At 30.0% G+C, this 24,842-nt stretch carries 20 protein-coding genes and 1 tRNA gene; 15 read left to right on the forward strand and 6 right to left on the reverse strand.

The genetic code is table 11. The features are described from left to right. Window positions 1-45: 45 nt before the first annotated feature. The gene (gene dnaE / locus SHK09_RS09845) at window positions 46-4,386 is read right to left on the reverse strand and encodes a DNA polymerase III subunit alpha (RefSeq protein ID WP_319810602.1); all 4,341 of its coding nucleotides are present in this window, start codon (window positions 4,384-4,386) and stop codon (window positions 46-48) included. Window positions 4,387-4,715: 329 nt separating this feature from the next. On the opposite strand from dnaE, the gene SHK09_RS09850 reads away from it, so the two are divergent. The 3 genes from SHK09_RS09850 to SHK09_RS09860 all read left to right on the forward strand — a co-directional run bounded on the left by SHK09_RS09850 (window position 4,716) and on the right by SHK09_RS09860 (window position 10,005). Next, window positions 4,716-7,889 (forward strand): TonB-dependent receptor, encoded by a 3,174-nt coding sequence (locus SHK09_RS09850; RefSeq protein ID WP_319810603.1) that lies wholly within the window; start codon window positions 4,716-4,718, stop codon window positions 7,887-7,889. 67 nt (window positions 7,890-7,956) lie between these two features. Continuing rightward, on the forward strand, window positions 7,957-8,958 hold the full coding sequence (locus tag SHK09_RS09855; protein ID WP_319810604.1) for an endonuclease/exonuclease/phosphatase family protein: 1,002 nt from the start codon (window positions 7,957-7,959) through the stop codon (window positions 8,956-8,958). A gap of 12 nt (window positions 8,959-8,970) precedes the next feature. Continuing rightward, window positions 8,971-10,005: an alkaline phosphatase D family protein gene (locus SHK09_RS09860; protein ID WP_319810605.1), complete on the forward strand. Its 1,035-nt coding sequence runs from the start codon at window positions 8,971-8,973 to the stop codon at window positions 10,003-10,005. Window positions 10,006-10,124: 119 nt separating this feature from the next. Here SHK09_RS09860 and SHK09_RS09865 read toward each other — a convergent pair whose 3' ends face one another. Both SHK09_RS09865 and SHK09_RS09870 read right to left on the reverse strand, forming a co-directional pair. Next, window positions 10,125-10,754: a Crp/Fnr family transcriptional regulator gene (locus SHK09_RS09865; protein WP_319810606.1), complete on the reverse strand. Its 630-nt coding sequence runs from the start codon at window positions 10,752-10,754 to the stop codon at window positions 10,125-10,127. A 239-nt stretch (window positions 10,755-10,993) separates the two neighbouring features. Then, window positions 10,994-11,440: a PA2169 family four-helix-bundle protein gene (locus SHK09_RS09870; RefSeq protein ID WP_319810607.1), complete on the reverse strand. Its 447-nt coding sequence runs from the start codon at window positions 11,438-11,440 to the stop codon at window positions 10,994-10,996. 443 nt (window positions 11,441-11,883) lie between these two features. Between SHK09_RS09870 and SHK09_RS09875 the strand changes: the two genes are divergently transcribed. The 4 genes from SHK09_RS09875 to SHK09_RS09890 all read left to right on the forward strand — a co-directional run bounded on the left by SHK09_RS09875 (window position 11,884) and on the right by SHK09_RS09890 (window position 13,920). Continuing rightward, entirely contained in the window at window positions 11,884-12,429 is a 546-nt protein-coding gene (locus tag SHK09_RS09875) for a 30S ribosomal protein S16 (protein WP_319810608.1), read from the forward strand. Between the two features lie 19 nt (window positions 12,430-12,448). Next, the gene (gene rimM, locus SHK09_RS09880) at window positions 12,449-12,973 is read left to right on the forward strand and encodes a ribosome maturation factor RimM (protein ID WP_319810609.1); all 525 of its coding nucleotides are present in this window, start codon (window positions 12,449-12,451) and stop codon (window positions 12,971-12,973) included. A gap of 46 nt (window positions 12,974-13,019) precedes the next feature. After that, window positions 13,020-13,106 (forward strand) — tRNA-Ser (locus SHK09_RS09885). Window positions 13,107-13,197: 91 nt separating this feature from the next. Further along, window positions 13,198-13,920, forward strand: coding sequence for a tRNA1(Val) (adenine(37)-N6)-methyltransferase (locus tag SHK09_RS09890; protein ID WP_319810610.1), 723 nt, complete (start codon window positions 13,198-13,200; stop codon window positions 13,918-13,920). Window positions 13,921-14,005: 85 nt separating this feature from the next. Here the strand turns inward: SHK09_RS09890 and SHK09_RS09895 are convergent, their stop codons facing one another. Beyond that, window positions 14,006-15,376, reverse strand: coding sequence for a saccharopine dehydrogenase family protein (locus SHK09_RS09895; protein ID WP_319810611.1), 1,371 nt, complete (start codon window positions 15,374-15,376; stop codon window positions 14,006-14,008). A 73-nt stretch (window positions 15,377-15,449) separates the two neighbouring features. Here SHK09_RS09895 and SHK09_RS09900 point away from each other — a divergent pair, with 73 nt between their 5' ends. From SHK09_RS09900 to SHK09_RS09925, 6 genes are all read left to right on the forward strand, one after another. Continuing rightward, window positions 15,450-15,830, forward strand: coding sequence for a DUF423 domain-containing protein (locus SHK09_RS09900; RefSeq protein ID WP_319810612.1), 381 nt, complete (start codon window positions 15,450-15,452; stop codon window positions 15,828-15,830). A 93-nt stretch (window positions 15,831-15,923) separates the two neighbouring features. Then, entirely contained in the window at window positions 15,924-17,534 is a 1,611-nt protein-coding gene (pckA, locus tag SHK09_RS09905) for a phosphoenolpyruvate carboxykinase (ATP) (RefSeq protein ID WP_319810613.1), read from the forward strand. Window positions 17,535-17,679: 145 nt separating this feature from the next. Beyond that, window positions 17,680-18,834: an NAD(P)/FAD-dependent oxidoreductase gene (locus tag SHK09_RS09910; RefSeq protein WP_319810614.1), complete on the forward strand. Its 1,155-nt coding sequence runs from the start codon at window positions 17,680-17,682 to the stop codon at window positions 18,832-18,834. A 184-nt stretch (window positions 18,835-19,018) separates the two neighbouring features. Beyond that, window positions 19,019-19,351: a YtxH domain-containing protein gene (locus tag SHK09_RS09915; protein WP_319810615.1), complete on the forward strand. Its 333-nt coding sequence runs from the start codon at window positions 19,019-19,021 to the stop codon at window positions 19,349-19,351. A 3-nt stretch (window positions 19,352-19,354) separates the two neighbouring features. Then, on the forward strand, window positions 19,355-19,702 hold the full coding sequence (locus tag SHK09_RS09920) for a hypothetical protein (protein ID WP_319810616.1): 348 nt from the start codon (window positions 19,355-19,357) through the stop codon (window positions 19,700-19,702). 24 nt (window positions 19,703-19,726) lie between these two features. Next, complete coding sequence (locus SHK09_RS09925; protein WP_319810617.1) at window positions 19,727-19,927, forward strand: hypothetical protein; 201 nt, start codon at window positions 19,727-19,729, stop codon at window positions 19,925-19,927. An 89-nt stretch (window positions 19,928-20,016) separates the two neighbouring features. Here the strand turns inward: SHK09_RS09925 and SHK09_RS09930 are convergent, their stop codons facing one another. Further along, window positions 20,017-21,051 (reverse strand): AraC family transcriptional regulator, encoded by a 1,035-nt coding sequence (locus tag SHK09_RS09930; protein ID WP_319810618.1) that lies wholly within the window; start codon window positions 21,049-21,051, stop codon window positions 20,017-20,019. Between the two features lie 305 nt (window positions 21,052-21,356). On the opposite strand from SHK09_RS09930, the gene SHK09_RS09935 reads away from it, so the two are divergent. Then, window positions 21,357-21,803 (forward strand): PA2169 family four-helix-bundle protein, encoded by a 447-nt coding sequence (locus tag SHK09_RS09935; RefSeq protein ID WP_319810619.1) that lies wholly within the window; start codon window positions 21,357-21,359, stop codon window positions 21,801-21,803. 199 nt (window positions 21,804-22,002) lie between these two features. Further along, a complete protein-coding gene (locus SHK09_RS09940; protein WP_319810620.1) occupies window positions 22,003-22,164 on the forward strand; it encodes a DUF1328 domain-containing protein in 162 nt (53 codons plus the stop codon). Between the two features lie 66 nt (window positions 22,165-22,230). Here the strand turns inward: SHK09_RS09940 and SHK09_RS09945 are convergent, their stop codons facing one another. Next, on the reverse strand, window positions 22,231-24,705 hold the full coding sequence (locus SHK09_RS09945) for a M14 family metallopeptidase (RefSeq protein WP_319810621.1): 2,475 nt from the start codon (window positions 24,703-24,705) through the stop codon (window positions 22,231-22,233). Between the last annotated feature and the right edge of the window lie 137 nt (window positions 24,706-24,842).

Here is a 24,842-nt window from a genome sequence, read left to right on the forward strand (position 1 = left end):
TCTCTTTTTAGAGCACTTACTTTCATTTTATTCTGTTAATTAGAATCAATTTAATTTATAAGCAATTTCCTGACTATCGAGAGTTGCTAATAACTCATTGGTAATATGTATTTTAGTGTTTCTACTAGGTAAACTCACTTCTAATTTTTCTATTTCATCCCAAACAGTAAAATTTAAACCTTGCTTACCAGGTGTATTTTTTAGAATGGATTCTAAATTTAAAATGGTGTCTTCTTTAATTTGATTTAAAGGAAGTTGAATGGTTACTTTTTTACAGAGTTCATCCATAATGTCGTGTAACAATTTCATTTCTGTAAACTTCAATCGAGGTTCACCAGCAACACCTGTTTCTTTATTAGTCCAACCAGGTTGCACTGTAGAACGTATAAATAAAAACTGATTAGGTACCAAGAAATGTTGCATTCTTAAATAATCTTCACCAAATATTCTAAATTCATTACTATCTCCATAATCTTCAACAGTAAACATTGCCCAACCTTTTCCGGCTTTAGAAACTCGATGTTGTACATCTGTAATTATTCCAGCAAAGGCTAAATTCATGTTTACAAACTTTGCCAAATCTGCTTTAAAATATTTTAAAGAAGCGTTGCAAAACTTTAATTCATTTTTAAAATCGTCTAAAGGATGTGCAGAAATATAAATTCCAATTACTTCCTTTTCTTGTTGAAGTGATTCCATTGTTCCCCAAGTTTCACATTCTGGAATATCTGGTTCAGGAAATTGAACTGTAGAAGCTTCGCCAAACATAGAAACTTGTGCAGAATTTTCGTTTTCCTGATATTTACTTCCAAATTTCATGGCACGTTCTAAGAACGTTAAACCTTTTTCGTCTGTTACAAAATATTGAGCCCTATGTGTATCTGTAAAAGAATCGAAAGCACCTGCTTTTATTAAACTATCAAAAGATTTTTTATTTGCAGATCTTAAATCTACGCGTTTTGCCAAGTCGAAAATAGATGTATAATTTCCGTTTTCTTCTCTTTCTTGAATGATAGCTCTTACGGCTCCAGCACCAACACCTTTTACGGCTGCCATACCGAAACGAACTGCACCTTCTTTGTTTACAGAAAATTTTAAGAAAGATTCATTTAAATCTGGACCAAAAACAGGTAATTCCATTCGTTTACATTCTTCCATAAAAAAGGAAACTGCTTTAATATCTTTCATATTATTAGAAAGTACAGAAGCCATATATTCTGCAGGATAATGTGCTTTTAAATACGCAGTTTGATACGCAATCCACGCATAACAAGTAGAGTGAGATTTGTTGAAGGCATAACTTGCAAAGGCTTCCCAATCTTTCCAGATTTTCTCTAATTTTTCTGGATCATGACCTTTTGCAGCTGCTTGCTCTACAAACTTAGGTTTCATCTTATCTAGAACCGCAATTTGCTTTTTACCCATTGCCTTACGTAAAACATCGGCTTCACCTTTGGTGAAATCTGCTAGTTTTTGTGATAAAAGCATTACTTGCTCTTGGTATACTGTAATTCCGTAAGTTTCTGCCAAATACTCTTCCATGGCAGGTAAATCGTACTCAATATCTTCTGTACCGTGTTTTCTATTAATAAAAGACGGAATATATTCCATTGGTCCAGGACGATATAATGCATTCATGGCAATTAAATCGGCAAAAACAGTTGGTTTTAAAGAACGCATGTGCTTTTGCATTCCAGGAGATTCATACTGGAAAATACCTACCGTTTCTCCTCGTTGGAAAAGCTCGTATGTTTTTACATCATCTAAAGGAAACGTTTCTGGATCTAACGTAATATCATGTCTTGCTTTAACAATTTTAACGGTGTCTTTAATTAAAGTCAGCGTTTTTAATCCCAAGAAATCCATTTTTAATAAACCTGCATCTTCAACGACAGAGTTATCAAATTGGGTAACATACATATCGGAATCCTTTGCCAAAGCAACAGGAACATAATTGGTAATATCTCCAGGTGTAATAATTACACCACAGGCGTGAATACCCGTGTTTCTGACAGAACCTTCTAGTATTGTTGCTTTATTAATAGTTTCGGAAACCAAATCGTTTCCGTAAGACATGTTTTTTAATTCCTCTACTAATTGTTTTTCTTCGGCTCGTAAAGCATCTACTTTACCTTTACTTTTTGCATCATCCCCAAAAATATTTTTTAGTTTAATTCCCGGAATTAGTTTTGCAATTCTATCTGCTTCAAAAAGAGGTAAATCTAAAACTCTGGCAGTATCTCTAATAGAAGATTTTGCCGCCATGGTTCCATATGTAATTATCTGCGCAACTTGGTTTGCACCATATTTATCAATTACATAATCCATTACACGTCCACGTCCTTCATCATCAAAATCAATATCAATATCGGGCATCGATACACGTTCTGGATTTAAGAAACGCTCAAAAAGTAAATCGTATTTAATAGGATCTATATTGGTAATCCAAAGACAAAATGCAACTACAGAACCCGCTGCAGAACCACGTCCAGGACCAACTGCAACATCCATTCTTCTAGCTTCTCTAATAAAATCTTCTACAATTAAGAAATAACCAGGATATCCTGTTTTTTCAATAACAGATAATTCAAAATCTAAACGTTCTTTAATAGATTCTGTAATTTCTCCATATCGTTTTTTTGCACCAACAAAAGTTAAGTGTTTTAAGAAGTTATTCTCACCACGTTTACCTTTATCGGCTTCATCTGCAATATCTTTAAACTCTTCTGGAATGTCGAAAGCAGGCAATAAAACGTCTCTTGCAAGTGTAAATATTTCAACCTTATCTACAATTTCTTGAATGTTACTAATAGCTTCAGGTATATCTGCAAACAACGTTTTCATTTCGTCGGTAGACTTAAAATAATACTCGTCGTTAGGTAAACCATATCTATAACCACGTCCTTTACCAATAGGAGTAGACTGTTTTTCACCATCTTTTACACACAATAAAATATCATGTGCATTTGCATCTTTTTTTTCTAAGTAAAACGTATTGTTGGTGGCAATAATCTTAACATCGTGCTTTTTAGAAAATTTTAATAAAGTTTCATTTACAATTTTTTCGTCTTGTTGATCATGACGCATCAACTCAATATATAAATCGTCTTTAAATTGTTCTTTCCACCAAATTAGGGCATCTTCCGCTTGTTTTTCTCCAAGATTCAAAATTTTACTAGGAACCTCACCATATAAATTCCCCGTTAAAACAATAATGTCTTCTTTGTATTGTTCTACAAGAGCTTTATCAATTCTTGGTACATAATAAAAACCATCTACAAAGGCTGCAGAAGACATTTTAGCTAAATTGTGATATCCTTTTTTATTTTTAGCAAGCAAAACAACCTGATAACCGTTGTCTTTTTGCGATTTATTTTTATGATCTTCACAAATATTAAACTCACAACCAATAATTGGTTTCATTGGAGTTGCTGCTGTTTTATTATGATTTAAAACAGCATTCACAAAATGGAAAGAACCCATCATGTTTGCAGTATCTGTCATAGCAACTGCAGGCATGTTATCTTTGGCCGCAGCTTTTACAATATTACCCAATTGCATGGTAGATTGTAAAACAGAATATTGTGTATGATTGTGTAAATGCGAAAATTGTACATTTTCTAGTTCTGCTAAACCATCTGAAGTAGATTTTGTTTCTGCAGTACCTTTTAATTTCTCTATGCGTTGGCGAATTATATCGCTTTCTTTTTTAAGATTGATGTGTTTTAAACCAATAACCTGAATCGGTTTTGGGTTCGCTTCCGAGTAATTTTTAAAATAATCATCATCTACATCTAACTGTTCTTTGGTAAATTCTCTAATACGAATTAACTCTAAAAAACAACGTGTAGTTGCCTCAACATCGGCAGTTGCATTATGCGCATCACCAAAACCAACACCAAATAAATGATTGTGTAATTCTGTTAACGTTGGTAGTTTAAATTTTCCTCCACGACCACCAGGAATCTGGCACATTGTTGCCGTTTTCTCTGTACATGTATCTAAAATAGGCAAAGGAGTCATCTTATTTTCGATACCTAATCTATGGAATTCACAGCCCATAATACTGAGGTCGAAATTTAAATTCTGACCAACAATAAATTTCGTTTTGCCTAAAACCTCGTTAAACAATACCAAACATTCTTCTAATGAAATACCTTGTTCTGCTGCTAATTCAGTCGAAATTCCGTGAATTCTTTCTGCATCATACGGAATATTAAAATTGTCTGGTCTTATTAGAAAATCGTTGTGTTCTAACACATTTCCCATCTCATCATGCAATTGCCACGCAATTTGTATACACCTAGGCCAGTTATCTGTATCGGTAATTGGAGCATTCCAACTTTTAGGTAAACCGGTAGTTTCTGTATCGAAAATTAAGTACATAAAAAGGCTTTTTTTGTGATGAGATTGTTCGTTTTAAACGCACTGTAAATTTAAAGGTTTGTTACTTAAAAAGAGTGGAAGATTTATAAATTTTATCAACAGATAAAAATATATTTATTTAAAATTTAGAATACTATTTATTACTTCTTTCTTTTAATCTATATGGTTTTTTTCTAGTGTTTTACTTTTGATAGTACTGGTGATTATCTTCTTTTTTCAATATTAAGAAACGTTTAAGTTAATATTAAATCTTTATAAATGTTAATATTTAACATCGGTAAATGTTTCTCCAAGTCTAGTTTTGGCACTTATTAAAACTAACTCAACTTATGAAATTATTAGTAGTAAAAATTCGTGTTTCCATTAGTGTGATGATAACTTTTGGATTATTCTTTTTAAGTATTCATCAATCTTTTGGGCAAGCAACAAATGCTTCTATAAAAGGAATAATAACAGATAAATTAGGAGAGCCTTTAATGGGAGCAACTATCGTTGTTAAAAATTCTTCCACTGGTTTTACTTCTGGATCTATAACGAATGAAAACGGAAGTTATAAAATTCAGCAATTACCTCTGGGCGGACCATATGTTGTAACGGCAAAGTATTTAGGGTTTCAAGATGCAGTTCAAGAAGGGTTTACATTAAATTTAAGTGATGTTATAACCATTGATTTTATTTTACAAGAATCTGCAACTTCTTTAAATGAAGTTATAATTTCTTCGAATAGCATTTATAAACGTATTCAGCAAATAGGAGCTTCTACTAAAATTGGAGAAGTTCAAATTAAAAATTTACCATCTGAAGGAAGAAATTTTACAAGACTTACTAGTTTGTCTCCGTTACAAGGAGCAGGAAGTCTAAATTTAGGAGGGCAAAGAAGAACTTCTACAAATGTAACTATAGATGGTGTTAATTTTAGGAACACATTAACAGCAGGTGAAATAGGAAGAGGACCTTATACAATTTCTCAAGAAGCTATTAGAGAGTTTGAGGTTTCTACAAATGATTATGATGTAACACAAGGGCGCCAAGGAGGTGGTTCTATTACTTCGGTTACAAAATCTGGTACAAATGAATTTGAAGGAAGTGCTTTTTTTTATCATAGGGCAGATAACCTACAAAGTCAATATACAATTCAAGGGCAAAAAAGAGATGCAGATTTTTATAACTCTCAATCTGGTTTAAGTATCGGTGGACCAATAATTAAAGATAAATTGCATTTTTTCTTAGTTTATGAAAGGCAAGATGCAGGAGATCCTCAGTATATTGGTAATATTCAAAGTGATAATGATGCGAATCGTTTGCGTATTTCTGAAACAAGTTTAAATAGATTTTTACAAATAGGAAGAGATAAATATGGTTTAAGTAATTCTAAGCAAGTAGGCCAATTTGATAGAGTTACAGAAGCAAATAATTTATTTTTAAGATTAGATTGGCAAATTAATGACAAACACAGATTAACGTTTAGAAACTTATATAATAAATGGGACAATCCTTTAAGCGTAAGTGATAATTCTAATATAGAAGTAGCAGAATCTTATTCAGACTTTGTGTCTTATGAGAATAGTATGTTCCTTTCATTACGTTCTGTTTTTTCATCTAGTGTTACTAATGAATTTAAAGTACAGTATCAGCGTGCAGAACGTGTTTTTAGTCCTAATGCAGAACTGCCATCACAAAATATTCCAAGAGCAATTGTGCAAGTAGAATCTACGTTGCCTAATGGTACTGTTAGTAATAGAAGTGTACAATTAGGTGGGCAGCGTTTTACGCCAGAAACTAATTTAGAAAAACAAATACAAATAGCAAATACTCTATATATTAACTCTGGTAAATTTAATTTTACTTTTGGTACAGATAATTTAATTACTTCTTTAGAAACACAATTATCTAATGAACAAAATGGACGCTTTTTCTTTGATTCTTTAGATGATTTTGATAATTTAAACGCATCTAGATATGCTCGTGAAGTGCCATTACAGGGATCTACTTTGGTAAAGCAAACGGTGTTAGATTTATCTCTTTTTGGTCAAGTAGAATTTGATATAAATCCAAATTTAAATTTTGTAGGAGGAATACGATATGATGCAACAGCATTTTTAGATGCGGCAGAGTTTAATTCTTTAGTATATAATGAATTAGGTGTTCGTACAGATGAAAAACCTGAAGATTTTGATAACATTCAACCAAGATTTCAATTAACGTGGAATATTAAAGGAAACGATACAGATATTTTAAAATTAGGTGGTGGTGTATTTACTTCTCAGCCACATTATTATGCGCAAGTAAATAATATTCAAAATAGTGGAACATTATTAGGTGCCATTGATGTTACAGGAGCAGATGTTCCTGCTCCAGATTTTATAGGTTATAGAAACGACCCAAGTACTGTACCTGGTGTACCAGCAGGTGTTACTCCGTTTTCGACAATAAATGCAGTGAGCAAAGATTTTGAAGTGCCAACTATTTACAAAGCAAATATTAATTATACGCATTTTTTTGGCGATAGATATAGTTTAGGATTAAATGCTGTTTTTAGTCACACAAAAAATAACTACGTATATCAAGAAACTAATTTAGTGGCAGAACCATATTTTGTAACACCACAAGGTAGAGAGGTTTTTGTGCCAGCAAATACTATTTCGGCAAATGGTAGCACAGATTGGACGGCCTCTAGAGCTTCTAATTTAGTAGGTAGAACTTTGGTTTTAAATTCTGATGGTATCTTAGATAACCTTGCTTTAGTAGTAGATGGTTCTGCTAAAATAGGAAAAGATGGTTATCTAAGCGCTAGTTTTACTATAAACCAATCGAAAGATAATTCTTCATATAACTGTTGTGTAGCTAATACATCTACATTTCTTCCTGTTACTGGAGATCCTAGAGATCTTAATTATGGTTATTCAGATAATCATTTTGATACTAAAATAGTAGTTAATGGAGCAACACCAACATGGAAAGGATTTACATTAGGAGCAACAATTGTTGGAACTGGCGGCACAAGGTATTCTTTAAAGTCTGGCGGTAATAGAAGTGCAAATGGAGACTTTAACTTAAGTAATGATATTGCTTATGTATATGATCCTAAAGATTCTAATACGCCTCAAGATATTGTAGATAGTTATAATGAAGTTTTAAATGACCCAGAAACATCACAAGGTTTTAAAGATTACTTGAGAAAAAGTTTTGGAGGTTTTGCAGAAAGAAATGGCGGAAAAAATCCTTTTAATGCTACAGTAGATCTTCGTCTTCAAAAAAAGTTTAATTTATCAAGTAACAAGCATTCTTTAGAGCTTTCTGCAGATGTTTTTAATTTTATGAATTTATTAAATAAAGAATGGGGACGTAGCCATAACCTTGGTAACAGAAATTTTATGAATATCAATGGTTTCGATCAAACAACAAAAGGGTATCAATATAGTGTGCAAACCGGTGCAGGTACAGAACCTATAAACGGTACTCCTTGGAGGTTGCAAGTAGGTGTAAGATATTCGTTTAATTAATATAAGAATTGTTTAATTTTTTATGGGCTTGGTGTCTCTTTATCAAGCCCTTTTATAGTAGTAGATTATGAAAAATTGTATTTATAGTATCGTATTTTTAATTTTAGTAGGATGCAGTAGTGCTAGTAATTTAATAGAAAATGATTCTTATTTCTCTAAAGAAAACTATGTAGCTAAACATAATGGAGAAGTGGTGCCTTTTGGATATAAATATTCTAAAAAGAAAAGTTTTAAAGTGCTTTCTTGGAACGTAGAACATTTTGTAGATTCTTTTGATGATCCTTATATAAATTCAAAAAGAGAAAATAAACCCGACTCTTTAATGGGTAATAAAGTTGATGATTTAATAGCTGCTTTAAAGAAAATAGATGCAGATGTAGTTGTTTTGCAAGAATTTGAAAGTGCAAAATTTTTAAGAAATATTGCTGATAATGGTTTGTCAGATATGGGGTACAAATATTTTGCAGATGTACCTAGCCATGGATGGTATATGAATGTTGTTGTTATGAGTAAATTTCCGTTAGGTGTTATTTATGGTTATGGAAATGTAACAACGCCTATTTTAGAATATAGAAATGATAAAGGAGAACCAGAGACACAAAACACATTAAATACTAGAATGTGGTCTGTTGAGGTGTATCCTAATTCAGATTATAATTTTTTACTTACTGGCGTCCATTTAAAAGCAGGTAGAGGAGAAAGAAATATAGCAATGAGAAAGGGGCAGATTAATTTTTTAAAACAACAGTATAAACGATTTTTAAAAGAAGACAAAAATAAAAATATTTTAGTAGTAGGAGATTTTAATAGCGTACAAGGTAGCGAAGAAATTAATTTATTTTTAAATGAAGAAAGTAAGCGAGAAAAATTTATAGATCCACTACCAAAAACGGTAATGACACACCCTTCTAATGCTCCTGAGCGTAGGTTAGATTATATGTTAATCAATACCAATATGTATAAAGTATATAAAGAGAATTCGGCTAAAGTACCTCAACTTTTTACTCCAAAAAAAATGAAAGAAATTAGCGATCATTTACCAGTAATAACAACATTTATCATCAAATAAAAAGTTTAAAAAATGAAAAAAATTATTATAGCACTTGTAGTTTTTACAGTTTTGTCTTGTAAAACAACTTCTAAATCGAGTGAAAATAAAGTTTATTTTAAGCAGTCTATAAAAGAAGAAAAAGCAGATTTTGTACTTGCTTTTGGTTCTTGTAATAAACCAAATCAAACCAATCTGTTATGGGATGATATTGCTGAATTAAATCCGGATGTATGGTTGTGGGGAGGAGATATTATTTATGCAGACACAGAGAATATGGATAAAATGGAAGCAGATTATAATCTTCAAAAAAAGCAAAAAGGATATGCAAGCTTGTTAAAAGAAACGAAGGTTTTAGGAACTTGGGATGATCATGATTTTGGAGCCAATGATGCAGGTGTAGAATATCCTAAAAAAGTAAAAAGTCAGGAATTACTTTTAGATTTTTTAGGAGTTGATGAAAATTCTCCCAGAAGAAAAAGAGAAGGTGTTTATAATTCTGACGTTATAGAAACAGCTAAAGGATCTGTGAAAATTATTTTGTTAGATACTCGTTATTTTAGAACAAGTATTGATGAAAAAAGTGTGAATGGTATTCAAGAGAATCGTACTATTCTAGGAGCCGAACAATGGGCTTGGTTAGAAAGTGAGTTGGTTAATTCATCAGCAAAATTTAATATTATTTTAAGTAGTGTACAGGTAATTCCAGAAAAACACCCATATGAAAAGTGGGCAAACTTTCCGTTAGAACGTAAAAAACTACTTGATGTAATTGTGTCTTCAAAAGCTAATAATGTTATTCTATTGTCTGGAGATCGTCATATATCTGAGTTTTCTAAAGAAGAGGTTAGCGGTTTAACTTACCCTTTAATTGATTTTACATCTAGTGGAATGACACACGCAAGTGAGAACTTTACCAAAGAATACAATCCGGCGAGAATTGGTAAAGTTATTTCTACAAAAAGTTTTGGGGTGTTAAAAATTAATTTTGATAAAAAAGAGGTTGTCATGGAAATGCGTGGAGACGGCACTTTACAACAAAAAATAGTGCAAACTTATCCTTTATAAAGGTCTTATAAGTAATAATATGCTCTTTGCATACAATTCTTATAACTTGTCTTTTTTATGTAGAACATGAAGTTTATTGTGTTACTTAATTTTAAGATGGTGTTTTGTTTCCGAGAATTTTAAAAGATTAATTGTTTTTCTTTTTGTAGAATAGAAGCAACAGTTTGACGGGTGACCCCAATAAGGTCGCCCATATCTTGTTTTGTTAACAAGTTAAAAAGAATATGAGATTTTCCATTGGCATCTTCTATTTGCAAATTATAGTGTTTTTGAAGTGCTATAATTCTTTCTTCAATTTGTTTTTCTTTAATATTTTTTAATTTTAATTCTGCAGAGCACCACCTTTTTACAAGATAAGAAATAAACCAATTTGTAATAATTGGGTTGGTTACTATAATTGTTTTAAAAAAGTCTAAATCGTATACTCTAATTTTACAATCTACTAATGCTTTTGCATATTCTTGAAATTGGCCATTTAGGTATTTTAAATTGCCAAAAAATTCTTGATGAGGTAATATTTCGTAAACAAAACTTTCTCCATTATCAGAATATCCACCAAGTTTTACAGCTCCATAAATAATTTCATAGATGTAGTTTTCTTTATTTGGAGGTAAATAAATGTAACTGTTTTTTTTTACGTCTATTTCTAATATATGTTCTTTACTTATGAAGATTTCTAAATTATTTAATTCAGAAAAGAGGTCGAAATCCTCAAAGCCTTCATTACTTGGTCTGTTAACATTGCGCATTATCAATGAGTTTAATCAATAAAAATATAGGTTTCAATAAACTTATGTGTTAAGTTATTATTATTTAACATGTTAAATTTTATAAAAATAGAGGTATATTAATTTGCTGGCTAAACTATTTCTGTGCATAAATATAGTTTTAGTTACTAAAAAATAAAAACAAAAAAAGCCAATCTATTTAAAGATTGACTTTTTAAAATGTTTAAAAGGAATAGTTTTAACCTATTCGTATTTTCTTATTAAGCTAACTCTTCTTTTACCATTAATAAATTTATAGCAGCTTGAATTTTTTGTTGTTGTTTTTCTAACATTTTTCTTGTAGAAGGCGCAAAAGCATCTTCTTTTAATATTTCTTTATACTCATCTAAACTAGCTCTTTCTCCTCTTAATGATTCTTCTAGAATAGCTTCTTCATCATTTGAGCTAAATAAAGATTTTAAGGTCATCCAGTTTCTGTGTATTGCCCCTTTAAAAGAGCCATCATTTTCTGGTATTTGACCGTAAGATAGAATTTCTGTTCTTAAATCTTTTGCAAATAGGCTTCTTTCTGAGGCTCTATTTTTAAAGAATATTTTTAATTTTGCGTTGTCTACATTATCAGCTGCGTTTAAATACCCTTTTTCGGCATCATAATTTTTCTCTAATAATTCGTTTAATTTGTTCGAAATTTTTTCTGTGTACTTCATGTTGTCATTTTCATTTTAAATTCCAATAGCTTATTTTAAGATGTGTATTGTTTCACATCTGGTACAAAATTAGAAAACATTAGAGGATGCGATTGATTCATAAGGTTTAGAATTTAACTCATTTGATTTTATGAATTATAGTTAGGCTTTTCGATGATAAGAAAAATCGCATAAATTTTATCTTTATTGTAATTACTGTAGTTAACGGATTTGTTTCTATTATCGATTTAGTTTAATTATTTGCGTTAGGGATTGAACGGTTTGTTTGAGTTCTTTTTGAAGTATGAAAAAAAGCGAGTAGTGAAAGCACGCTCGAACGCCATAAAAAATATTGATAATTAAGGTTTTAGTTTAAAAAGGTTTTTGTATTTTTGCGCCCACTTACTACGAGATAGTAAGATTTTTAATAATCAAGGTCGAGAACCTTAACAAATTAACAAATTATGTCTGTAAAGATTAGATTACAAAGACACGGTAAAAAAGGGAAACCATTCTATTGGATCGTTGCCGCTGATGCTCGTGCAAAAAGAGATGGTAAATACTTAGAAAAAATAGGTACTTACAATCCTAACGTTAACCCTGCAATTATCGATTTAAATATTGATAAAGCTGTAGAATGGTTACAAAATGGTGCGCAACCAACTGATACTGCAAAGAACATTTTATCTTACAAAGGTGCAATGTTAAAGAATCATTTAGTTGGTGGTGTTAGAAAAGGAGCTTTAACTCAAGAACAAGCAGATGCAAAGTTAGCAGCTTGGTTAGAAGAAAAAGCAACTAAAGTTTCTGATAAAGAAGCTGGATTATCTAAAACACAATCTGACGCTAAAGCAGCAGCATTAGCAGCAGAAAAAGCTGTAAACCAAGCAAGAATTGAAGCAGCTAAACCAGTTGTTGAAGAGGTTGCAGAAGTAGCTACAGATGTTGAAGCAGCGGCTGAAGAGGCTCCTGAAACAATTGATGAAGCAGCAGCAAAAGCAGCAGAATAAATTATAAATTTATACGAAGATGCGTAAAGAAGATTGTTTTTATTTAGGCAAAATCGTTACAAAATATAGTTTTAAAGGGGAAGTTGTTATCAAATTAGATACCGACGAGCCTGAGTTGTACACAGAAATGGAATCAGTTTATGTCGAATTTGGCACAAACTTGGTTCCATTTTTTATTGATAAAAGTTCGTTGCACAAAGGAAATCAGTTACGTGTTCAGTTTGAAGATGTATATTCTGATGAGGAAGCGGATTCTATATTAAAATGTGGTGTTTATTTACCATCTACAATGTTACCCAAGTTAACTGGTGATAAGTTTTATTATCATGAAGTAATTGGTTTTACAGTTGTTGATGCAAACTTTGGTGAGGTAGGACAAATTGTTCATATAAACGACAAAGCTGCACAACCTCTTTTTGAAATTGATAGAGATGGGAAAGAAGTTTTTATTCCTATGGTTGATGATTTTATTAAGAAGGTAGATAGAGAAAATAATACAATTCAAGTTGAAACTCCAGAAGGATTAATAGAGCTTTATTTGTAACAATTATTATGTTAAATTTAATACTTAAAGTGTTTATTTAACATATAGAAAGGTGTCTGAGTGGTCGAAAGAGCTACCTTGGAAAGGTAGTGTGCTGGTAACGGCACCGAGGGTTCGAATCCCTTCCTTTCTACATTATAAAACCTAAAGTTAAAAAGGTAAAAAAAAATTACAAGTTCTGTGTTTAATTGCACGGAACTTTTTTATTTAAAATATATTTAATTTTGTCGAAACCATTTAAATTTAAAGAGTTTACAATTCATCAAGATAAAACAGCCATGAAAGTTGGTACAGATGGTGTGTTATTAGGAGCTTGGTGTTCTGTTGATGATTATTCTGATACAATTTTAGACATTGGTTCTGGTACTGGTGTTATTTCTCTAATGATTGCACAGCGTTCAGACGCCATGACAATAGATGCTGTAGAGGTAGATGAGAATGCATATGAGCAAACTGTAGAGAATTTTGAGAAATCTGAATGGGGAGATCGTTTGTATTGTTACAATGCAACTTTTAATGAATTTGCTGATGAAATAGCAGAGGAGGAAGAAACTTATGATTTAATAGTTTCTAATCCGCCATTTTATACAGACGATTTTGAAACAGAGGATGATGCTAGGAATAAAGCACGTTTTACTTCTTCACTTTCTTTTGAAGAACTTATAAGGGGGGTTTCTAAAATATTATCTGAAAACGGTATTTTTTCTGTTGTTGTTCCTTTTAAAGAGGAAGAAAGTTTTATAAATTTAACAAAAGAAAAAAAACTGTTTTTAAATAGAATCTGTAGAGTAAAAGGAAAAGTAACTTCAGAAATTAAAAGGAGTTTAATGGAGTTTTCTTTTATTGAAAAAGTAATAGAAGAAAAAAGTTTAGTTATTGAAATTGAACGCCATAAATATACAGAAGACTATATAAATTTAACAAGAGAGTTCTACTTAAAGATGTAGGTTTTACATTTTACTTAAAATAACAAAGCAGCCTCTATGTGATTAAAGAGGTTGCTTTATTGTTTTTATTAGTAATAATAGAAATTTAACCTATTACATTATTAGGGTTGTAACCTAAATAGGGTACTTCTTTTTCTGTAAATTTAATTCCGTAGTTTTCTAATTCTTTTAGAATTGGAGCATACACTTCTTTTGTTATTGGAAGCTGAACACCTGGAGTTTTTATTTCTCCTTTTAAAATTTTTAAAGCTGCAATTCCAACAGGTAAACCTACTGTTTTTGCCATTGCTGTATAGGTTTGGTTTTCTCCAAGAACAACTAAACTACTTTCAATTTGTCGTTTTTCACCATTAATTTCATAGCCAAAGAGGTGTTGCATAACAATCATATCTTTATCATTTTCTTGAAGCGTCCAAGAATCTTCTAATATTTTTTGAAGCATTTGTGCTGGAGTTGCATTTTTTAATCCTATTGTTTTCTTCGGATTAAAAAGATCTAATTCAACTAATTTGGCCCACATTACATCATCTTGATCTATTTTTAAATAAGAACGTAACTTTAACTCTACAGAGTCTGAAGGTGAGTATGCTAAAAATAAGTTTACGAAATCTCTGTATGTCATGTTTTCAGAGTCTTCTATTGTATAAGTATCATCTGTCATACCTAACTGTACAAAAATGTTCCAAGCTCTAGAAAAACCTACTTTTCTAATTGTACCTCTGTACATGGTTGGTATATTTTCTAAACCGTAAACAGTTCTGTATTTTAAAGAATCTCTATTTGCGTAAGCTTCAAAATTACCAATTTCATTTACTTTTAAAAACTCTGTTCTTCTAAATAATTTATGATACGGAATATATTTATAAGTACCTTCTTGTATAAACATTGCTGCACCACCTTGTCCTGCTAAAACCACGTTTCTAGGATTCCAAGTAAATTTATAGTTCCATAAGTTATTATCACTTTCCGGAGCAACTAAACCACCCGTAAAAGATTCAAATAATAATAATTTAGCCTTTCTTTCTTTAAGTCTATGAATAATGTGCATTGCACTCATGTGATCTAAACCTGGGTCTAAACCAATTTCATTCATAAAAACTAAACCTTTTTCTTTCGCTAAAGAGTCTAATTCTTTCATTTCTTTAGAAATGTAAGAAGCTGTTACCATGTGTTTATCATTAGTAATACAATCTTTAGCAACTTCTATGTGAAATCTTGCTGGCAACATAGATATTACTAAATCGGCCTTTTTTATCTGTGTTTCACGTTGGTTTTTATCAAATACATCTAAAATAATTGCTTCCGCATTTTTATGATTATTAATAAGTTTAGTTGCATTTACTGTAGAAATATCTCCAATTGTTAAAAAAAGATTTTCTTCATTAGATTTACCTAATAGATATTTTATAAGGGCAGAACTAGATTTACCTGCACCAATAATTAGAATGTTTTTCATATATTAAATATGTATTTTTGTATAGATTACGAATATACATTAATTGTTTAAAATTTAACAGAAACCACTATAAATGTTTAAAAATATTATTATTGCTTGTTTTTTTGGAATGTTGGCTATTATTTTAGGTGCTTTTGGTGCACATGCGTTAAAAGAAACATTAACAACAACGCAATTGTTAAGTTTCGAAACTGCAGTTCGTTACCAAATGTATCATGTAATTGTATTACTTTTTGTTAACACGTATAGTGGTTTTTCTTCGGCTAAAAAAAATACAATTAGTTGGTTGTTTATCTTCGGAATACTCTTCTTTTCTGGTTCTATTTACGTAATTCAATTAACAGAAGTAAGTGCCAAATCAATTTGGTTTATTACACCTCTTGGAGGTTTGTTATTTGTATTGGGTTGGCTTTTTATGATTGTGTATTTCATAAAGAAGGCATTATCTAAATAAGATATTCATAAAAAAGCATTAAATAAGTTCTCTATAAAAAAATATTGTTTAATTTTGTAGTGTAATAATAGAAACACAACTAAAATTATAAAAATGATAAATCTAAATACGAAATCGATTTCGTTAGAGAATTTAGGAATCAATAATGCAACAGTTCGTTACCAATTATCTTCAGATGAATTGCATGCTGAAACTTTAGAAAAAGCACAAGGAGTAGAATCTTCTTTAGGAGCAATTGCTGTAAACACAGGAGAGTTTACAGGACGTTCACCAAAAGATAGATTTATTGTAAAAGATGATATTACTAAAGACCAAGTTTGGTGGAGTGATATTAACCTTCCTTTTGATGCTACTAAATTTGATGCACTTTATAATAAAGTAACAGATTACCTTTCAGAAAAAGAAATTTTTGTGAGAGATTCTTATGCATGTGCAGATGAAGATTATAAGTTGAACATAAGAGTTGTAAACGAATTTCCTTGGAGTAATATGTTTGCTTATAACATGTTTTTAAGACCTACAGAAGAGGAGTTAAAAGACTTTGAACCAGAATGGACAGTTGTAAACGCACCTGGTTTTATGGCAGATCCTAAGATCGATGGAACACGCCAGCATAACTTTGCTATTTTAAACTTTACTAGAAAGATTGCTTTAATTGGTGGAACTGGTTATACAGGTGAAATTAAAAAAGGAATTTTTTCTGCTTTAAATTTTATATTACCAGTTTACAAAAACACATTACCAATGCATTGTTCTGCAAATGTTGGTAAAGATGGTGATACAGCAATTTTCTTTGGATTATCTGGTACAGGAAAAACAACACTTTCTACAGATCCTGATAGAAGTTTAATTGGTGATGATGAACATGGTTGGACAGCAGAAAATACTGTTTTTAATTTTGAAGGTGGTTGTTACGCTAAAGTAATTAACTTATCGCAAGAACAAGAACCAGAAATTTTTGGAGCAATTAAAAAAGGAGCAATCCTAGAAAACGTTGTTATGGATGATAAAGGAGTTATCGATTTTGCAGATACTTCTATCACTCAAAATACTAGAGTTAGTTACCCTATTTATCATATAGATAACATTCAAAAACCATCTATAGGTAAAAACCCAAAGAATATTTTCTTTCTAACGGCAGATGCTTTTGGTGTTTTACCTCCAATATCTAAATTAACACCTAACCAAGCAGCATATCATTTTATTTCTGGTTATACAGCAAAAGTAGCAGGAACAGAAGCAGGAGTTACAGAACCAACACCTAGTTTTTCAGCTTGTTTTGGCGCGCCTTTTATGCCTTTACATCCTACAAAATATGCAGAAATGCTAAGTAAGAAAATGAAAGATGCTGGTGTAAACGTATGGTTAATAAACACAGGTTGGTCTGGAGGCCAATATGGTGTAGGTAGAAGAATGCCATTAAAATATACTAGAGCAATGATCTCTGCAGTTCTAAATGGAGATTTAGGAAGCTATAAATATGAAGATTATCATATTCACTCTGTATTTGGAGTAGCACAACCTAGGTCTTGTCCTGGTGTGCCAACAGAATTATTAAGCCCAAGAGCAACTTGGAATAATGATGAAGCTTATTATAAAACTGCTTTTAAATTGTCTAATGCTTTTAGAAATAATTTTACTCAATTCGAAGAAGTAGCAAGTGAAGATATACGTAGAGGAGGACCTCAACGTTACGCACTTTAAAATATTTTTTTAATTTTTTTTTAGAATTAAACACCTCGTTTCGAGGTGTTTTTTTTTTGATTAGTTTCATTAAAAAATAATTATAGTAGAACTTTTGTTTACTTTTATAATATATTAAAATTACTTTTTCTATAATATTTATACTATGATAAAAACAAATGTTTGTATTGTTGGTTCTGGTCCTGCAGGAGCTAGTACATCTTTAATGCTTTCTAAACTTAAGATAGCGCATTTTATTATAGATAAAGCTGTTTTTCCTAGAGATAAAACTTGTGGAGATGGTCTTATATTACATGCATATAAGTCGTTAAAGATATTAGGTTTATTAGAAAAATTTTTAAAACACCCAAAATTTATACACAGTAAAAAAATTAAACTTCATATTAAAGATAAATTAAATATTCAGTTTAGAGAAAGTGAAGAAAGAGAAATGGTAATTTCTTATGGAAAGCGCATTTATTTTGATGAATTTTTAGTTAAAGAATTTTCAGAGAAATATACTACTTGCGAGTTTGGTAATGCTGTAAAAAAGCTTGAAGAGGTTTCTGAAGGAATTATAATTACTTTAAAAGATGGCAAACAAATTTTAACGAAAGTTATTGTTGGAGCAGATGGTATTCAATCTTTAGTATCTAAAAAATTAACAAATTATAAACCAGACAAAAGCAAGATGTCTACATTTATTAGTGCGTACTTTAAAAATGTTGCATTAATGCCATTAGATAATGAAGCAGAAATAAGATTGTATTATAAGAAAATGCCTTTATTCTTTTATCTTTTTCCGTTACCAAACAATGAAGTAAATGTAACTTTAGGTGGTAATACTAAAAGTCTTTTAAAAAACGATATTAATCTAAAAAAAGAGGTTTTATCAATTTTAGAATCGAATGCAGATGTTGCTTTTAAATTTAAAAAAGCAGAACAAATTGGTTCTTGGCGTGGTTGGGGAATTCCTTACCATTATAAGCAACAAAAAGTTTGTGGAAACAGGTTCTTATTGGTAGGTGATGCAGCAGGATTAGCAAATGCTTTCTATAAGGAAGGAGTTGGTACAGGTATGATGTCTGGAATTATATGTGCTCAGAAAATTGCTAATTGTATAAGAGAAGATAATTTTTCAAGTGAATTTATGTTATCTTATAAAAAAGATTTAGATAAAGAGTTTAGTAAAATGTTAATAGTTAGTGAGTTTGCTTTAAAAATGACAGCGTTTAAAGGAATGTTTAGAGGTTTTGTAAAGTTTTCTAAAAAGATAATTGAAAAAAAAGCAGTTAAAATGATTAAGAGTAGAAGTTATTAATAGTCGAAGCATCACTCTAAAGATTAAAAATATAATTAATAATCTTATTTGAGTTAAGATTTGTTTTTATAGAGTTAAATAGAACTTAACTTTCAATATATCTTTGTGGTGTACTATTATTGGTATAGAAATTGTATTATAATAGGTATTACAGATTAGTTTAACCAAAAAAAAATAGATAAAGATGAGTAACAGTAGCAACACAGTAGTAGGTTTATTAGCAGGAACAGTAATAGGTGCAGCATTAGGTATTTTATTTGCACCAGATAAAGGTGAAAAAACTAGACAAAGAATATCTGAAGAAGCTTTAGCGGCTAAAGATAAAATGGCAGAAAGAGCAGCAGAATTAACATCTCAAGTCTCATCTACAGTAACAAATCAAAAAGAAAGCCTAGATACACAATTAGAAAGCGTAGTTTCTAATGTAAGTCATAAAGCAGAAGATGTAATTACTACTTTAGAGAAAAAATTAAAAGAATTAAAAGAGAAGAATAAGAAATTACAAAAACCTGCATAATACATGAGTATATTCGATAATTTAGGTAATTCTGCAGATAAAGGAAGTGCAGCTAGTAAAGAATTTGTTTCTAAAACATATGAACATACAAAGTTAAAAGTTTTTCAATTAACTGCCTTAACCTTTGGTATGGTTGCAAAACTTTTAATTATTGGAAGTTTAGCATTTTTAGGATTTTTGTTTATGGCTTTTTCTTCGGCAATTGCTTTAGGAGAGTATTTACACAATGTAGCTTTAGGGTATTTATTTGTTGGCTTATTTATATTAGTTATTTCTCTTTTATTGTATTTCTTTAGAAAGAGTTTCGATAAAAAAATAATTACTAAAATGTCTAAAATATTTTTTGATTAACCAACAGTAGCAAAACAAATAAGTATGAAAACATATGAAAGTTTCGAAGATATAGACAGAGATTTAAAGCAATTATCTTTAGAAAGACAAATAGCTTTAGAACAACTTAAGGGAGTAAAGAATGATTTTGAAGAAAGTTTAAAACCCCTTAGTATTGTAAGAACTGGTTTTAAATTTTTAAGTAAATATGGAACCTTATTGTTTATTAAGAAAATTTTTAAATAAAAGATAATAAAAAATATTCAGTTATTTTATAATAATTGAATGTGGTTGGTTAGTTAAGGAACCTCAATGTGGAAACATTGAGGTTCTTTTTATTTTTCTAAAACTACTGTTAATAGTTTTTTCTTAAATTGATTAGGAGTAATATCATACTTTTCTCTAAATATCTTAGAAAAATAGCTTCTACTGCTAAAACCAATGGTGTACACTATTTGAGAGATGTTTAAATCTGTTGTTCTAATTAAGTCTCTAGCAGATTCTAAACGAACGTGTCTTATGTATTCTGTAACGGTTCTGTTGTATAAAAATTTAAAACCATCTTGTAATTTAGATTGTGTTAAACCAGATTGTAAAGAAAGTTCTTCTAAAGAATAATCTTTTTCTGGGTTTTTTAATATGATAGCACTAAATTTTCTTACAATTTTTAGTTCACTTTTTACAAGAGATGTTGGCAAAGCAACACCAGCTAACAATGTATTATGTTGTTGTATATGAGATGAAAGAATCTCGTAAACCATTGCTTCTATCTTAAGAATACGCAACATTCCTTTCCCTTTTATTTTGTGTAATTTTTTAATTTGATCTGCCATTTTTAAATTTAACGTACCAAAGTTAGCAAACCTATTTTCATGATCTGTATCTACAAAAACTTCATATAATTTCTTGTTTAAACTAGAAACATTGGTTGTTCTTTTTTGTAAAAAGTGTTTTCTTATAATTTCAATTAGATTTAGGTTTATTCTTTCACCTTTTTTAAAGTGTAAGTAATCGTATCCTCCAATTTTGTTTGTAAATATTAAAGATTGAAATTGCTCTACATTCCTTTCATTATTATCAACACCAAATCTGTGTTTAAAAGAACCAATAGAAGGGTATAAAAAACGAATAGGATTAAACTCTGGAACTGCTTGAATTTTGAAAATAAATTCTTTATGCAGTGTTAAATCAAAATCTAACAAGTGCACACCCCAATCAAAAGGAATAAATCTTAATTTTCCTACGCCATTTTCATTATCAATAGTAAGTGTACTCTCATTCCAACTATTTACAATTGAACCACCAATTTTATCTTGAATTTGTTCAAGTAAATCTTTTTGGCTGTCCGCAATTATTTCAATTGTGATCATAATATTTAAACTTAAATTACTATTAATTTATAGTGCAAAAATAATTTGTAAAGATAGTTGAAAAAATAGATACAAATTTACATCAATTATAACTTTATTAAAATAAGTATTTTATGTCGAAATAGTATTTTTTCTTAAAAAGAAAACCTTAATTAATTTAGAAATTCTGATTGAGTTAAAAAATAATGTGTTTGAATTAATGATGTATAGCTGTTAGAATTAGTTTTGTAAATGTAAAGAATTATAGATGTAATACGTTTGGCATCTTAAAATGAAACGAGCGTTCATTAAAATTTATAAAAAAAATGAATACTTACACACAAGAAGTTGGAGTGAAATTAAATGCTCTTTTAGAGAAAACTTATGACGCAGAAAAAGGATTTAAAAAAGCTGCTGAAAATATTGAGAATCAATCTTTAAAAAAATATTTTGCAGAGAAAGCAAAGGAAAGATATATTTTTGGACATGATTTAAAAAATGAGATTAGAACTTTTAATCAAGATATAGAAAAAGGAGGAAGTGTTTCTGGTTCAGCTCACAGAGCTTGGATGGATATTAAATCTTTATTTTCATTAGAGGATGAAGAATCTATGCTAGAAGAGGCAATAAGAGGAGAGAAGGCATCGATAGAAGAATACAAAGAGGTTTTAGGAGAAATTAATTTACCTTCTAGTACAAAAACCGTATTAGAATCTCAAAAGAACGTTATAGAAAATGGTCTTTATAATATGAAGACATTAGAAGAGATTTAATAAACAATTAAAATTTAGTTAGATTTTTAAAGAGATGCTTAAAAGCGTCTCTTTTTTTGCTTTAAATTCTCTTAATTACCCTTGTTTGAGTTAAAATTGAGCTTATTAGAGTTAAGGAAAATTATATTAAGCGTGTAAATTTGTAGTGTAAGAAATAGTAATAACTATTTAATTATTAACCATTTAAACTTTAAGAAATATGTTACGTTGGACAATCACATTTGTAGTAATCGCATTAATAGCAGCAGTATTAGGATTTGGAGGAATTGCAGGAGCATCTGCAGGAATTGCTAAAATATTATTTTTTGTATTTTTAGTATTATTCGTTCTATCTCTAATTCGAGGAGGAATCAAGAAATAAAACCATATAGATATATAAATTATAATCCCGTCTTAAATCTCTTTAAGACGGGATTATAATTTACTATTACTTTAATTTATTAGAATTAAGTAAGAAAACTGCATTTGCAACAAAGAGTTTTCCGTTTTCCCAAAAAGATCTAAATAATGGGTTATCTACCATATAAATTACACTTCCTCTACCCATTGGTTCTTCACCAAACAATAAAGATTCTGGTACTTCTTTTACTGCTTTACTACCAGCATAACCAGAAACATTCTTAGTGTCTTTACTAAAATACCCAACATTATATCCTTCTTTTAAAAAGTTATAAGAAGTTCCGCTTAATTTCAAAGAAAAATATTCTTTATCATAACCAAATGACAAAGGATGTGAATTATCTAAAGTAGCTTTAAAAATACTTCCGGTAATTAAATTAGCAACACTTTTACGTTCTCTATCTTCAAACGGAGTTAAATTATTATCTTTTTCTTCTTCATCTTTTTTAGTCTTTAAAGAAAAGCCTTCTTTATTGGCAAAACTATTTAATGCACTTCCTATAGCAATTAAAGTACCACCAGAGCGAGTCCATTTTTTTACTTTGTCTAAAGTATTTTTATTTAAAACAGCATTGTAATAACCATTTGGTAGTATTATTACGTCATATTTACTTAAATCTGTACCACCAAAATTTGTAGCGTTTATATTTGTAATAGGATACTGTAATTGTGTTTCGAAAAAATGCCAAACCTCACCAAAACCTAAAGAAGAAGTTGCGTTACCAGATAAAACTGCAATTTTTTGTTTGTTAATTGGTTTTATAGATGAAGAACCAAAATCTACACCAAGTTGAGAAAAACCAGTAGATACAGGCGTTAGATTACGTTGGTGTTCATTTGCTATTTCTATTAATTTTGAATCGAAATTAGCGTTTCTATTATCATTTCTTAAGATAACTAAGGTTCCTTTATTAAAGGATTTCCCGTTAGCAGAAAATGCTTTTTCAGTAAACCTAGGCACAATATTGTTTTGTAACAATGCTCCTAGAAAAGTAGCGTCATTTAAGCTAGTCCATTTAGAGATGTATGCATAAGCAGACTTGTTAATTGTATTAGAAATACTTTTAGTAGAATTTATTAAAGTTGAACTTACTTTAGATTTAGACGCAATTGCATTTAAACCATGTGCATACGGTAAAGACCAAGCAGTAATATCATAAGTTAAAGAGTCTGCTAATTTAGCATTAGGTTCAAATAATACTTTTACCATTTTTCCTTTTGGCTGGCTTGTATGAATTACTAAATCGGTATTATTAACATTAAACTTATCTTCTTTTTGACTTTGATAGTTGTAGCCTTTTACAGAGCCATTTTTAGCGCTTTCATATTTAATTTCATGTTTGTCTAGTAATTTTTTTAAACGATTCATTTTATCGTTATTACTATTTTTTAAGACATAACTTTTATAATTTAAATTCGAATTATCGAAGAATTTTTTAAATTCAATATTTAATTTTTCAGCATTTTTAGAAGAAATTTCAACAGTAGACAAACCAGTTGTTACATGATGTATAGCTCTGTCTTTTAATGTTAATATCTCACCTTCATCTGTATTTATTCCCAAACCAGCACGTCCATGACCAGCTTGTTCATATGTCATACCTATTGCGCCCATGTATGTTGGGTATGTATCGCCATAACTAGGGTATAATAAATCAAAACTTTCTTTTGTAAAATACAACCAACCTTCTTTGTCAAAATATTTTGCATGGTTTTTACCAATTGCTGTTTGAAAATCTCTTTGCCAATCAGAAATTATTTCATGAAAAGGTTCTGCAGCAGGAGCAAAGTAATATGGGTTATTAATTCCTTGTTCATGAAAATCTACATGAACATGAGGCATCCATTTGTTATAAATGTCTATTCTTTGTTGAGATTCTACTTGAGTTACCCAAGCCCAATCTCTATTTAAATCAAATAAATAATGATTTGGTCTTCCACCTGGCCAAGGTTCTGCATGTTCTTTTGCATTTTGATCAACATTAAAAGGAGTACTTTTTACTTGGTTATACCAATTTACATATCTATCTCTACCATCTGGGTTTATACACGGGTCTAGAATAACTATGGTATTTTCTAACCATGCTTTTTTAGAAGTAACTAACTCGTATAAAGTTAACATCGCAGCTTCTGTACTAGAAGCTTCGTTACCATGCACATTATAACTTAACCAAACAATTGCTTTTTTATTCGTAGAATTACTATTTATAATACCGGTTTGAGAAAGGTTGTCTTTTCTAATTTGTTCTAAATTAATTATATTTTCTTCAGAAGAAATATAACTAACATATAAAGGTCTATGCTCATTTGTCTCTCCATATTTTTCTAGTTTTACATTCGATAAATTGCTGCTAACATATTTAAAATACTCTACAACCTTGTGATGTCTTGTAAAACGAGAGCCAATTTCATAGCCTAAAAATTCTTGAGGGGATTTAATTTCTTGAGAAATAAGTGTTCCTGTAAATAAAATAAGAACAAGTAGAAATGTTTTAATTTTCATGTAAGTGTTTGATTAGAAAACCAAAAGTAAGAATATAATTTTAGATTTTTTGGGTAGATAAGATTAGAACTTGTTAAAAGTTTGTTAGATTGATTTTTCATTTTCGACGACCCATAAAATATTTGTATTTTTATAAA

This window comes from Polaribacter sp. PL03, assembly GCF_033875165.1.
Taxonomy (GTDB): Bacteria; Bacteroidota; Bacteroidia; order Flavobacteriales; family Flavobacteriaceae; genus Polaribacter.